We start from the raw sequence: 11,835 nt of genomic DNA on the forward strand, positions 1-11,835 counted from the left end.
CCTAGGGCGACGGGATCATCGCCGTGAGGATCGTCGCCTGCAAGAGGGAGATCACGCCGACAACCGCGGTCAGTGCGAACGACCACAGGAACGTCTGCCGCAGCAGCGAGCCCTCCTTGCCGGTCTGCCCGATCGCCGTCGCGCCGATCGACAGGTTCTGCGGCGAGATCATCTTGCCCATCACGCCGCCCGACGTGTTCGTCGCGCCGGCCAGGATCGGGTCGATGTGCAGCTGCTGGGCCGAAATCACCTGCATCGGGCCGAACAGGCTGTTCGTCGACGCGTCCGACCCGGTCAGGAACACGCCCAGCCAGCCGATGTACGCCGAGAACAGCGGGAACACCGCGCCGGTCGTCGCCAGGGCGAGGCCGAGGGTCTGCGTCGCGCCCGAGTAGTTCATCACGAACGCGATCGCCAGGATCATGAAGATCGTCGCGAGCGCCCAGCGCATCTGGTGCAGCGTTTTGCGGTACGTCGAAAGCAGCAGCCCCGGCTTCGCGCCCATCGCGAACCCGGCGATCACCGCCGCGATCAGCGCGACCGTGCCCGGCGAGAACAGGAAGTCCACCGTGAACGTCGCCGCGTACGGCGCGTTCTTCGCGGTGATCGGCGGGTGCTGGATCACGTGGTTGTGCAGCCCCGGCCAGGCGAAGATCCAGTCGGCCTTGTGCAGCAGCTTCGTCAGGTCCAGCCACACCGGCAGGTTCTTGAAGATCGTGCCGATCCGGGTCAGGAAGATCGCCGCGATCAGGATGATGTACGGCATCCACGCGTAGAGCGCGCCCCGCGAAGCCTTGGCCGCGCCCAAGTTCGACGAGGCGGGAACCGGCGACTCGCCCTCGAAGCGCCACACCGACGCGGGCTGCCAGAAGCGGGTCAGGATCCACAGCGCGGCCATCGCGGTGAGCGCGGCGAGGACGTCGACGAGGCTGGCGCTGATGTAGTTCGACGCCACGAACTGCATGGCCGCGAACGCGAGACCCGCCGTCAGCACCGCCGGCCAGACCTCGACCATGCGCTTGAAGCCCGCCAGCACGACGACCAGGAACGCCGGGATGATCAACGCCAGCACCGGGACCTGACGCCCGACCATCGCCGAGAACGCGTCCGTCGCTTGGTCCGGTTTCAAGTGCATGATCGGCGCGGTCAGCCGGCCCAGCACGATCAGCGGGTTGCCGAGGCCGCCGAACGCCACCGGCGCGGTGTTCGCCAGCAGGGCCAGCACGACGGCCTTCACCGGCGGGAAGCCGAGCGCGGCCATCATCGCCGCGGTGATCGCGATCGGCGACCCACCGCCGGCGACGCCTTCCAGGAGCGCGCCGAAGCCGAACGCGATCAGCAGCGCCTGCAGCCGCCGGTCCTCGCTGAACCCGGCCAGCACCCGCTTGATCGAGTCGAACCGGCCGGTCGCGACCGTGACGTTGTGGAAGTACACCGCGTGGAACGCGATCCAGGCCACCGACCAGACGCCGAACACCACGCCCATCGCCGCCGAGTCGAACGCCAGCCCGGCCGGCATCCCGTACAGCAGCAGGGCGACGCCCAGCGCCGTGACCAGGGCGAGCGCCGCCGACAGGTGCGCCGACAAGCGGACCACCCCGAGCGCCACCAGCAGCACGATGATCGGGAGCGCGGCCAGCAGGGCCGACACCCACAGCCCGCCCGCCGGCTGGTAGTCCTGGATCCAGGTCACGTCAGCTCCTTTGCCCTCGCACGTACCCGAGCCTCAGCGACAGGGCGGCGGCGGTCCCGGCCACGGAGGCACCCAGTTCGTCCAGCCGGCGCAGCACCCGCGGTGCCGGCCCGGCGACGCTGATGGCGGCGATCGGCCGGCCCGAGTGGTCGCGGACGGCGGCGGCGACACAGCCGACGTCCGGCTCGTTCTCGACCTCGTCGACGGCCCAGCCGCGACGGCACGTCCGCGCGAGCTCGTCGAGCAGCCGGTGCGGGTCGATGATCGTCTTGAGCGTGAGGGAGTCCAGCTTCATCCGCCGGACGCGCTCGGCGCGGTCGGGCTCCGGCAGCGCGGCGAGCCAGGCCTTGCCCAGCGACGTCGCGTGCTGCGGGCGCCGCGTGCCGAGGCGGCAGGCCAGGGTGACGGCGCTGGCGCTGCGTTCGGTGGCGACGTAGACCATGGTGTCGTTGTCCGGCACGGCCAGGTAGGTCGTCTCGCCGGAGCGTTCCGCGAGCGACGCGAGGTACCGCGGCGCGCACCGGTGCAGATCGGTCGCGGCCATCGCCCGGGCACCCAGTTCGACGAGCCGCGTCCCCAGCCGCACCCGGCCGGTGACCTGGTCGGCTTCGAGGTATTCGAGGTTCTTCAGGGTGCCGACGATGCGATAGGCGGCACTGCGGGAAAGCCCCAGTTGCCGCGCGATCGCGTTGGTGGAAATCTCCTGGTGACGACCCACGTGCTCCAGCACCGCGAGCCCGCGCTCGAGAGTTCCGCTCTGTTCCAGCCCGCGCTCCGGTCCCACGTTGCCCTCCGTTGGACGTTCCGTTCCCGCTCAGCGGTACGTATTTCCGCTGGGCGGGTTTGGACGGTAACACCTCCGATGTATACGGGGAAGATCTTGGAATAACTCGCAATAGCGCGGAATGTTAGCTCGGCTAATTGGTACAACCTCCGATGGTTAGGTTTCCTACCTAAGGCGGTTGTGGCGGCGGTCACGTCACGCTAGGCGGTGGCCCACGTTCATATCCGTGAACATTCGGCCGAACGAGTGGGCAATTCGGAGTGACCATTGGTCACCCGTGCGGAGACCGCCGTCACGCGCTCAGGAAACTCACAGCGCCTTCCGGGCACCGTCTGCGGCATGACCGTCCTGCGTACCCGCGCGTCCGTGGCCGCCGGCCGGCTGACCGCGTGGCTGTCCCGCAGCGCCGGGCTCGGCTCGGGCGGGATGATCGGCGGGCGCGTCACCCTCGCGCTCGACCCGCGGGCGCTGCGCCGCCTCGGCCGGGAACGCACCGTCGTGCTCGTCACCGGCACCAACGGCAAGACGACGACGTCGCTGATGCTCACCCGCGCGCTCGAAGCGCTGGCCGAGGTCGCCTCCAACGGCGACGGCGCGAACATGCCCGACGGCGTCCTCGCCGCGCTCACCGCCCGCCCGGACGCGCCGTACGCGGTCCTCGAAGTCGACGAGACCTACGTGCCGCAGGTCGCGGACCAGGTCCAGCCCGCGGTCCTGGTGCTGCTCAACCTGAGCCGCGACCAGCTCGACCGGGTCGGCGAGGTCCGCGCGACCGAACGCGACCTCCGCGCCGCGATCGCCGCGCTGCCCGGCACGCTGGTCGTCGCCAACTGCGACGACGTCCTCGTGACGTCCGCCGCGAGCGCGGCCGCGAAGCCGGTGTGGGTGAGCACGGGCCGCCGCTGGACCGGCGACGCGACCGCGTGCCCGCGTTGCGAAGGCCTGATCGCCGAGACCGACTGGCACTGGAGCTGCGGCTGCGGCCTGAGCCGCCCGGAACCCAGCTGGACGCTCGAAGGCGACCTCGTCCGCACGCCCGGTGGCCGCCAGGTCGACCTCGACCTGCGGCTGCCCGGCGACGCGAACCGCGGGAACGCCGCGCTCGCGCTGGCCGCGGCGCACCGGCTCGGCGTGCCGCCGCACACCGCCGCGGCCCGGCTGCGGACCATCACCGACATCGGCGGGCGCTACCGCACGGTCCGCCGCACCCGCCATTCCGTGCGGCTGATGCTGGCGAAGAACCCGGCCGGCTGGGTGGAAACGCTGCGCGTGCTGGACGAAGACACGCCGGTGGTGGTCGCGGTCAACGCCCAGGAGGCCGACGGGCGCGACCTGTCCTGGCTCTGGGACGTCCACTTCGAACGGCTGCGCGGGCGCCAGGTCGTCGTCACCGGCGAGCGCTGCGCCGATCTCGCCGTCCGGCTCTGCTACGCCGAGGTGGCGCACTGGGCCGAGCCGGACCCGGTCGCCGCGATCGACACGCTGCCGCCCGGCGCCGTCGAGCTGGTCGCCAACTACACCGCGTTCCGCGACCTGGTCGGCAGGCTGCCCGGTGGCTGAGTCGATCGTCCACATCGGACTGCTGCTGCCCGAGGTGCTCGGCACCTACGGCGATTCCGGCAACGCGCAGGTGCTGTGCAAACGGCTGCAGTGGCGCGGGTTCGACGCCGAGGTCGTGCCGGTCGGGCTCGGCGTGCCGGTGCCGTCCACTTTGGACCTCTACCTGCTCGGCGGCGGCGAGGACGGCGCGCAGGTGCTGGCCGCCGCGCACCTGCGGAAGCACCCCGGGCTGCGGCGCGCGGTGGCCCAGGGCGCCGTGGTGTTCGGCGTCTGCGCCGGGCTGCAGGTGCTCGGCACCCGCTTCCGCGGCCTCGACGGCGTCGACCACGACGGCCTCGGCCTGCTCGACGTCACCACCGAACCCGGCGAGCGCCGGTCGGTCGCCGAGCTGGTCGCGACGTCGTCCGGGCTCTTGGGGAACTCACCGCTGACCGGCTTCGAGAACCACCTCGGCGTCAGCAAGCTCGGCGCCGACAGCGTCCCGCTGGGCCAGGTCGTGCGCGGTACCGGCAACGGCGACGGCACCGAGGGCGCGGTGACCGACCGGGTCATCGGCACCTACCTGCACGGCCCGGCGCTCGCCCGCAACCCGGCGCTCGCGGACCTGCTGCTCGCCTGGACGGCCGGGCACCCGCTGCCGGCGTTGCCCGTGCCCGAGGTCGACCGGCTGCGCGGGGAGCGGCTCACCACTTCGCGCCGGCGCCGGACGTCGTGACGGCGTCGCGGCGTGGTTACGCTGAGTTGGTGAAACTGGGCAGGGTGATCGCCGCGACCGGCGTCCGGATGCGCACCACCGCGGTGGCGGTGTTCGCGCTCGCGCTGGCCATCGCGGCGGCGCTCGCGATCGTCGTGGTGCTGCTGGAGGAGTCGCTCGACCGCAGCGTCACCGAGAGTGCCCGCAGCACCGGCCGTCAGGTCGCGATCCAGCTCGTCCGCGAAGGCGCGCGGGACCTGAGCGCGAGCGACGTCGCGAGCACCGGCGACACCGAGGCCGTCACGCAGGTGCTGAACGCGCAGGGCCGGCCGATCGCGAGCGACCCGGCCATCGTCGGGCATCCGCCGCTGACGTCCGCCCGCCCGACGATCGGGCACGAAACCGTCGAGACGCTCCCGCTCGGCCTCAACGGCGACGGCGACGACTACCGCGTCGTCTCCCAGGAGGTGAACGGGCCGGGCGGGCCGTTCACGGTGATCTCGGCGCGCTCGCTGGAACCGGTGACCGAAGCCTCGACGCGGCTGACGTTGCTGCTCGGCCTGATCGCCGTCCCGCTGCTGGCCATCTCCGGCCTCGCCGTCTACCGCGCGGTCGGCTCCGCGCTGCGGCCGGTCGAGCGGATGCGCCGGACCGTCGCCGAGATCTCGACGCGCGACCTCGAAGCCCGCGTCCCGCTGCCGCCGGGCGGCGACGAGGTGCACCGGCTTGCCGTGACGCTCAACGAAATGCTCGGCCGGCTGGCCTCCGCGCAGGCGGCGCAACGCCGGTTCGTCGCGGACGCCAGCCACGAGCTGCGGTCGCCGCTCTCGACGATCAGCACCGCGCTCGACGTCTCCGGGCGGCACCCGGAGAGCACCGAGGAGCTGGTGCCGGTGATCGCCCGCGAGACCGCGCGGCTGCGCGAACTGGTCGACGACCTGCTGATGCTCGCCCGCACCGACGACGCCACCGACCGGCCGTCGCGCACCGAGGTCGACCTCGACGACATCGTCCGCGCCGAGGCCGAACGCGTGCGCGGCGAATGCGCGCTCGACGTCGAGGTCCGGGCCGGCCCGGCGAAGGTCTACGGCAGCGAGGCCCAGCTGCGCCGGGCCGTGCGCAACCTCGTCGACAACGCGCGCGGCCACGCGCGGGACCGGATCCGCGTCGCCAGCTCGGTGCACGGCGACCTCGCCGTCGTCGAGGTCAGTGACGACGGCCCCGGCGTCGGCGAGGCCGACCGCGACCGGATCTTCGAGCGGTTCGTCCGGCTCGACGCGTCCCGCCAGCGCGGCCACGGCGGCACCGGGCTGGGCCTGCCGATCGTCGCCGGCATCGCGGCGCGCCACGGCGGCCGGGCGCGCTACGCCGCGTCCGAGGAACCGGGGGCGCCGGGTGCGCGGTTCGTGATCGAGCTGCCCGTCATCGCCGTGCCGGAAGAGGAGGAGGACTGACGTGCGCCTGCTGATCGTGGAGGACGGGCGCGAGTTCGCGGAGACGCTCCGGCGCGGCCTGGTCGCCGAGGGCTTCACCGTGGACGTCGCGCACACCGGCAAGGACGGCCTGTGGTCGGCGACCGAGCAGGAGTACGACGTCATCGTGCTCGACATCATGCTGCCCGAGCTGTCCGGCTACGAGGTGCTCAAACGCCTGCGGGCGGCCGAGAACTGGACGCCGGTGCTGATGCTGACCGCGAAGGACGGCGAGTACGACGAGGCCGACGCGTTCGACCTCGGCGCCGACGACTACCTGTCGAAACCGTTCTCGTTCGTCGTGCTCATCGCCCGGCTGCGGGCCCTGCTCCGGCGCGGCGCCCCGGCCCGCCCGGCCGTGCTGGAGGCCGGTGACCTGCGGCTCGACCCGTCGGCCCGGACCGTCCACAGAGGACAAAGGCGGATCGAGCTGACCGCGCGCGAGTTCGGGCTGCTGGAGTTCCTGCTGCGCCGGGCGGGCACCGCGCTGACGAAGAACGAGATCCTCGGCCACGTCTGGGACGCGCACTACGACGGCGACGAGAACGTCGTCGAGGTCTACATCGGCTACCTCCGCCGCAAGATCGACGTGCCGTTCGGCACCCACACCATCGAAACGGTCCGCGGGGTCGGTTATCGGCTGGCCGGTGGAAATTAACCGGAATCACCTTTTCGGCGCAGTCACCGCCAACCGGGTGGCCGAACTCGGCGAACCGGTGAAAACCACGGTGTGAACGGCATTAGTGCCGAAGCTCCGACGTTGCTACGGTGACGGTCCGGCCGGCGAAGGAGCCGATTTCCCGCAATTTCGCCGCGGTGTCGAGAGCAATTGTCGAACGAGAACGGAGAACCGTGGCGCTGCAGTTGTTCGGGGTGGTCCGGGCCGGTCATCCGAGGGTGCCGCGCGCGGTGCGGTGGGAGGACATCGCGATGGTCGTCGGCGAGACGCCCGCCGACCCCGACCCGGCCGCGCACCTGGCCGTGGTGTCGTCGCTCGTCGAAGGCGGCCCGGTGCTGCCCGCCCGGTTCGGCGCGGTCGCGGAAGACGAAGAGGCCGTCCGCCGCGAGGTGCTCGCCCCGGCCGCCGATGAGTACCGCGCCGACCTCGCCCGCCTCGACGGCCTGGCCGAGGTGCACGTCTGCCTGCGGTTCGGCGACTCCGTGTCGGGGGTGGGCCTGCTCGCGGAGGTGGCGGAACGGGCCCGCGACTCGGTGTCGCTGCCGGCGGGGGAGCACGCCGACGAGCGCTGGGCGTTCCTGGTGGGCCTGGGCGACCTGCTCGTCGTCCGGGAGGCGGTCGCCGGGCACGGCGCCGACTGGCTCGGGCCGCTGCCCGCGTACAGCTTCGTCGACCGGCGGTGAGCGCCGGCGGAACAGTGGCTGAACAGTCCTGACGTCGCTGGTCACCGCGGCCCCGCGTCGGTGATCCTGACGCCGTGGCCATGATCGCGACCCGCACCGACCAGCAGGCTCCGCCGCCGGAGTACCGCGGCGCGTTCGGCCGTGTCGGCCCCGGGCCGGGGCAGTTCGCCGGCCCGGCCGGGATCACGGTCGACGCCCGCGGGCAGCTGTGGGTGGCCGACACCGGCAACGACCGCGTCCAGGCGTTCACCCGCGACGGCAAGCTCGTGCGCGTGCTGGCCGGGCGGCTCAAGGCGCCGGAAGCCGTCGCGGTCGACGCGGCGGGCAACGTCTACGTCGCCGACACCGGCAACCACCGCGTCGCGCAGTACGCGTGGTGGGGCGGGTTCGTCCGGGAGTTCGGCACCGGGGAGCTCGCCGGCCCGTGCGGCATCGCGCTCGATTCGGCCGGCCGCCTGCTCGTCGCCGACCCCGGGCACCAGCGCGTCGCGCGCTTCGACACCCGCACCGGCGCGGCGCTGACCGACATCACCGAGAAGGTCGGCTCACCGCGTGGCATCGCCGGCGACGGCGCGGGCGGCGTCTGGATCGTCCACAACGGACACCCGGCGGACGGCGACGCCGCGGTCGTGCGGTACAACGCCGACGGCCGGGCCATCGGGTCCATCGGGATCGGCCGGTCCAGCGCGGCGGACGTCGCCGTGACCGCGTCGGGCGACGCGTACGTCACGTCGCCGGACCACGGCCGGATCACGCGGTTCGACACCACCGGCTCGTGCCGCGTGGAGTTCGGCTCGGACGCGCTCGGCGCCCCGCTCGGCGTGGCCGTCGACGCGGCCGGCGGGATCTGGGTCACCGACGCCGGGCGCCATCGCGTAGTCAGCTTCGGCGGCTAGCTCTTCGAGATCGACGCCGTCGCGCGGACCACCGCGGTGCAGCGGTTCTGCACGAACTCCAGCCCGCCCTCCTCGGCGATGCGGCGCGCCTCGGCGGAGGTGATGCCCTGCTGCAGCCACAGCGCCTTGGCACCGATCTCGACGGCGTCACGCGCGATCCCCGGCGCCTTGGCGGACGGGCGGAAGACGTCGACCAGGTCGACCGGCTCCGGGATGTCCTTGAGGGACCGGTAGACCTTCTCGCCGAGCAGCTCGGTCGCGGTCGGGTGGACCGGGATGATGCGGAAGCCGTGGGCCTGCAACACCGCCGGCACGCCGTGCGCGGCCTTGGCCGGGTCGCGGCTCAAGCCGACGACCGCGATCGTCTTCGCGTTCGCCAAGATCTCTTCAGCGTTCATGAGGGTGGAACGTCCGGCGCGCGTCAAAGCTTCCAGAGCCGCAGGCCGCGGACGCGGTAGACGGGCCAGAGCACGTGCCACGGCCTCCGGTGGGCGAACGTCGCGCAGCAGGTCAGGATGTTGCGCGCGGACGTCGTCGACACCTCGTGCCGGTCCGGCCACGCCTCGCCCTTGGCGCCGACGGCGATGCGGAACACCGTCAGCAGGCCGCGGCCCTGCAGGTCGTACTTGGCGCCGGTGTCACCGGAGTCGGGGCCGAGTTCGAGGATTTCGGCCCCGAAGGCGCGCGCGATCCCGGACGCCCCGCTGGGGACCGCGCCGACACTGCGGGTGATCGCCTTGCCGTGCAGCCGCCGGGCGTAGCGGGCGAGCAGCAGCCGTTCCCACAGCGGGAGGACGCGGCGGTGCGCGAGCAACGCGGCGCACTCGCCGTGTCCGATCGCGAAGATGGTCTCCACGTCGTCGTAGCTGCCGTACTCCGCGGGCTCGTTCAGGTGCAGCCGCACCTCGAACCGGGTGCGGGCGGTGAGCTCGTCGAGGTGCTCACGGCGGTCGAGCCGGGCCTTCGCGCGGGAAAGCGACCAATCGGCCATCGGACCTCCAGACGTCGCGGACAGGGTAGATCGCCCGCGACGTCCAGACCACGCTTTCAGCCGATCTTCTCGCCGTACATCTCGCCCAGCGGGTCGGAGATCAGCTCGACGCGGGCGCCGTCGGGGTCGGCCAGGTAGATCGACGTCTCGCTCTCGAGCAGGTACTGCACGCCGGCTTCGTCGAGCTTGTCCTTGATGACGCTCCACCGCTCCGGCGTGACCGACAGCGCGAGGTGGTGCAGTCCGCCGAGGACCTCCGCGTACGGGCCGAGGTCCAGGCCGGGCAGGTCGAAGAAGGCGACCGCGTTGCCGTTGCCGACGTCGAAGAAGAAGTGGCTGGAGCCGGGGTAGTCGCGGTTCTCGATCAGCTCGGTGAGGGGGAAGCCGAGGATGTCCTGGTAGAACCCGATGGTCCGCTCGACGTCGCTGGAGATCAGCGCGGTGTGGTGGATGCCGCGGCCGTTGGTTTCGGGCCGGTCGGCGGCCGGGCGCAGGTGGCGCTCGCGCAGCTCGTCACGGACCTCGGCGAGCTTGGTGACCTCGGCCTGTGTCGGTGCCATGTCCCTCACGTCCCTTCCTGGTGGTGTCGTTCAACGTACGCCCGATTTATCTCGCGCGCAAGAGGTTGTCTGGCGAGAGTTCCGCTGGGTGGAACATCCGGGCTTGTGTGCGGCTGCCGCCGCGGGCAGAGTTCCCGAGCGTGGACGCCAGCAGAGTGCAGGAGGCCGCCGCCGTTCTGGCCGGGGCCTACGCGACGCGCGAGCCGATCGAGCCGCTGATCAAGACCTTCCCGGAGGCGACCGTCGAGGACGCCTATCGGATCCAGCAGGAGCAGGTGCGGCACTGGACGGCCGCGGGTGACGCCGTCCGCGGGCACAAGGTCGGCCTCGCGTCGGCGGCGATGCAGCGGCAGATGGGCGTCGACCAGCCCGACTACGGGCACCTGACCGGCAGCATGTTCCACCTGGAGCACCAGCCGATCCCGACGTCGACGTTCCTGCAGCCGCGGATCGAGCCGGAGATCGCGTTCGTGCTCGGGTCGGCGTTGCGCGGCCCCGGCGTCACCGTCGCCGACGCGGTGGGGGCTGTGTCATTTGTGCTGCCGTCGCTGGAGATCGTCGACTCGCGGATCCAGGACTGGAAGATCACGCTCTTCGACACGATCGCGGACAACGCGTCGTCCGGCGGCGTGGTGCTGGGCAGCAGCCCGACGGCGTTGGGTGCGGTAGACCTGCGGCTGGCCGGCTGTGTGCTGTACCAAAACGGTTCGGTGGCGGCGACCGGCGCGGGCGGTGCGGTGCTCGGGTCGCCGTTGAACTCGCTGGTGTGGCTGGCGAACACGGTCGGCCCGCTGGGCGTCACGCTGGAACCCGGGCACGTCGTGCTGCCGGGCTCGATGACCCGCGCGATCCCGGTCTCACCGGGCGACACGGTCGTCGCGACCATCGCCGGCATCGGCAGCGTCACCGCGGTGTTCGCCCCTTCGGAGGAATCATGAACGTGCGCGAAGCGGCGGCTTCCTTGCTGGCCACGGAGTCGGAGCGCCCGCCGCTCTCGGCGGACTGGCCGGACCTCGACGTCGACACGGCGTACGCGATCCAGGACGAGGCCCTGCGCCAGCGCCGGGCCCGCGGCGAGACGCTGATCGGCGTCAAGCTGGGCCTGACGTCCCGGGCGAAGCAGCAGCGGATGGGCATCGACTCGCCGTTGCTGGCCTGGCTGACCGACGCGATGGTGCTGCCCGCGGGGGTGCCCGTGCCGTCGTCATCGCTGCTCCACCCGCGCGCGGAGCCGGAGCTGGTCTTCGTGCTGGGCCGTCGGCTGTCCGGCCCCGGCGTCACGGCGGCGACGGCGCTGGCCGCCGTCGACCGGGTCTACGGCGGGATGGAGATCATCGACAGCCGCTACGCGGACTACCGCTTCACGCTCCCGGACGCGGTCGCGGACAACGGCTCGTCGTCTCACTTCACCCTGGGCCCGATCGGCCTGCCCGCGTCTTCCTTGGACCTCACCTTGGAAGCGGCCCTGCTGGAGGTCAACGGCCAGATCGTCGACACGGCCACGGGCGCAGCGGTCCAAGGCCACCCAGCGGAGGCCCTGGCCCTGGCCGCGAACACCCTGGCGACCCGCGGCCTGGCCTTGGAACCAGGCTGGCTGGTCCTGACAGGCGGCATGACAGACGCAGTCCCGCTCAACCCGGGTTCCCGAGTAGCGGCCCACTTCTCCCACCTAGGCTCAGTAACCCTCTCCACCTAACCCGAGTCGCCTCCCATCACGCGAGTTACGCCCTCAATCACGCGAGTCACGCCCTCAATCACGCGAGACACGTCCCGGATCACGTGAGTTACGCGAACCGGCCCGGCGAACTCGTGTACTTGAAGGG

The 11,835-nt window shown here is 72.0% G+C and carries 13 protein-coding genes; 8 read left to right on the plus strand and 5 right to left on the minus strand.

The window, feature by feature from the left end:
• Position 1 precedes the first annotated feature (1 nt).
• Together OG570_RS15250 and OG570_RS15255 are read right to left on the minus strand one after the other, a co-directional pair.
• Positions 2 to 1,693: an L-lactate permease gene (locus OG570_RS15250; RefSeq protein ID WP_326957105.1), complete on the minus strand. Its 1,692-nt coding sequence runs from the start codon at positions 1,691 to 1,693 to the stop codon at positions 2 to 4.
• Position 1,694: 1 nt separating this feature from the next.
• Positions 1,695 to 2,477 (minus strand): IclR family transcriptional regulator, encoded by a 783-nt coding sequence (locus OG570_RS15255; RefSeq protein WP_326944801.1) that lies wholly within the window; start codon positions 2,475 to 2,477, stop codon positions 1,695 to 1,697.
• A 339-nt stretch (positions 2,478 to 2,816) separates the two neighbouring features.
• Between OG570_RS15255 and OG570_RS15260 the strand changes: the two genes are divergently transcribed.
• The 6 genes from OG570_RS15260 (at position 2,817) to OG570_RS15285 (ending at position 8,461) form a co-directional block, all read left to right on the plus strand.
• The gene (locus tag OG570_RS15260; RefSeq protein WP_326957107.1) at positions 2,817 to 4,037 is read left to right on the plus strand and encodes a Mur ligase family protein; all 1,221 of its coding nucleotides are present in this window, start codon (positions 2,817 to 2,819) and stop codon (positions 4,035 to 4,037) included.
• Complete coding sequence (locus OG570_RS15265; RefSeq protein ID WP_326957109.1) at positions 4,030 to 4,752, plus strand: type 1 glutamine amidotransferase; 723 nt, start codon at positions 4,030 to 4,032, stop codon at positions 4,750 to 4,752. The genes OG570_RS15260 and OG570_RS15265 overlap by 8 nt, the downstream gene beginning before the upstream one ends.
• Before the next feature lie 29 nt (positions 4,753 to 4,781).
• Entirely contained in the window at positions 4,782 to 6,185 is a 1,404-nt protein-coding gene (locus OG570_RS15270) for a sensor histidine kinase (RefSeq protein WP_326957111.1), read from the plus strand.
• 1 nt (position 6,186) lies between these two features.
• On the plus strand, positions 6,187 to 6,861 hold the full coding sequence (locus OG570_RS15275) for a response regulator transcription factor (protein ID WP_326957113.1): 675 nt from the start codon (positions 6,187 to 6,189) through the stop codon (positions 6,859 to 6,861).
• A gap of 194 nt (positions 6,862 to 7,055) precedes the next feature.
• Positions 7,056 to 7,565: a GvpL/GvpF family gas vesicle protein gene (locus OG570_RS15280; protein WP_326944797.1), complete on the plus strand. Its 510-nt coding sequence runs from the start codon at positions 7,056 to 7,058 to the stop codon at positions 7,563 to 7,565.
• An 80-nt stretch (positions 7,566 to 7,645) separates the two neighbouring features.
• On the plus strand, positions 7,646 to 8,461 hold the full coding sequence (locus OG570_RS15285; protein WP_326960034.1) for an NHL repeat-containing protein: 816 nt from the start codon (positions 7,646 to 7,648) through the stop codon (positions 8,459 to 8,461).
• Here the strand turns inward: OG570_RS15285 and OG570_RS15290 are convergent.
• Genes OG570_RS15290 through OG570_RS15300 form a run of 3 tightly spaced genes read right to left on the minus strand, consistent with a single transcriptional unit; the run spans position 8,458 to position 10,012 of the window.
• Positions 8,458 to 8,859 carry a CoA-binding protein gene (locus OG570_RS15290; protein ID WP_326957115.1) on the minus strand — a complete coding sequence of 134 codons (402 nt, stop codon included), beginning with the start codon at positions 8,857 to 8,859 and terminating at the stop codon, positions 8,458 to 8,460. The genes OG570_RS15285 and OG570_RS15290 overlap by 4 nt on opposite strands.
• Positions 8,860 to 8,882: 23 nt before the next feature.
• Positions 8,883 to 9,452 (minus strand): hypothetical protein, encoded by a 570-nt coding sequence (locus tag OG570_RS15295; protein ID WP_326957117.1) that lies wholly within the window; start codon positions 9,450 to 9,452, stop codon positions 8,883 to 8,885.
• 56 nt (positions 9,453 to 9,508) lie between these two features.
• A complete protein-coding gene (locus OG570_RS15300) occupies positions 9,509 to 10,012 on the minus strand; it encodes a VOC family protein (RefSeq protein ID WP_247058659.1) in 504 nt (167 codons plus the stop codon).
• A 140-nt stretch (positions 10,013 to 10,152) separates the two neighbouring features.
• Here OG570_RS15300 and OG570_RS15305 point away from each other — a divergent pair, with 140 nt between their 5' ends.
• Together OG570_RS15305 and OG570_RS15310 are read left to right on the plus strand one after the other, a co-directional pair.
• Positions 10,153 to 10,950, plus strand: a complete 798-nt coding sequence (locus OG570_RS15305; protein ID WP_326957119.1) for a 2-keto-4-pentenoate hydratase — start codon at positions 10,153 to 10,155, stop codon at positions 10,948 to 10,950.
• Positions 10,947 to 11,708, plus strand: a complete 762-nt coding sequence (locus OG570_RS15310; RefSeq protein WP_326957123.1) for a 2-keto-4-pentenoate hydratase — start codon at positions 10,947 to 10,949, stop codon at positions 11,706 to 11,708. Before OG570_RS15305 ends, OG570_RS15310 begins: the two co-directional genes overlap by 4 nt.
• Positions 11,709 to 11,835 lie beyond the last annotated feature (127 nt).

It is taken from the genome of Amycolatopsis sp. NBC_01286 (assembly GCF_035982555.1).
Classification (GTDB): Bacteria; Actinomycetota; Actinomycetes; order Mycobacteriales; family Pseudonocardiaceae; genus Amycolatopsis.

What these genes read in the sequence shown, in the direction of transcription:
- OG570_RS15260 (WP_326957107.1), top strand. Translation starts at nt 2,817, where the DNA reads ATGACCGTCCTGCGTACCCGCGCGTCCGTGGCCGCCGGCCGGCTGACC.
- OG570_RS15310 (WP_326957123.1), top strand. Translation starts at nt 10,947, where the DNA reads ATGAACGTGCGCGAAGCGGCGGCTTCCTTGCTGGCCACGGAGTCGGAG.
- OG570_RS15295 (WP_326957117.1), bottom strand. Translation starts at nt 9,452, where the DNA reads ATGGCCGATTGGTCGCTTTCCCGCGCGAAGGCCCGGCTCGACCGCCGT.
- OG570_RS15290 (WP_326957115.1), bottom strand. Translation starts at nt 8,859, where the DNA reads ATGAACGCTGAAGAGATCTTGGCGAACGCGAAGACGATCGCGGTCGTC.
- OG570_RS15300 (WP_247058659.1), bottom strand. Translation starts at nt 10,012, where the DNA reads ATGGCACCGACACAGGCCGAGGTCACCAAGCTCGCCGAGGTCCGTGAC.
- OG570_RS15285 (WP_326960034.1), top strand. Translation starts at nt 7,646, where the DNA reads ATGATCGCGACCCGCACCGACCAGCAGGCTCCGCCGCCGGAGTACCGC.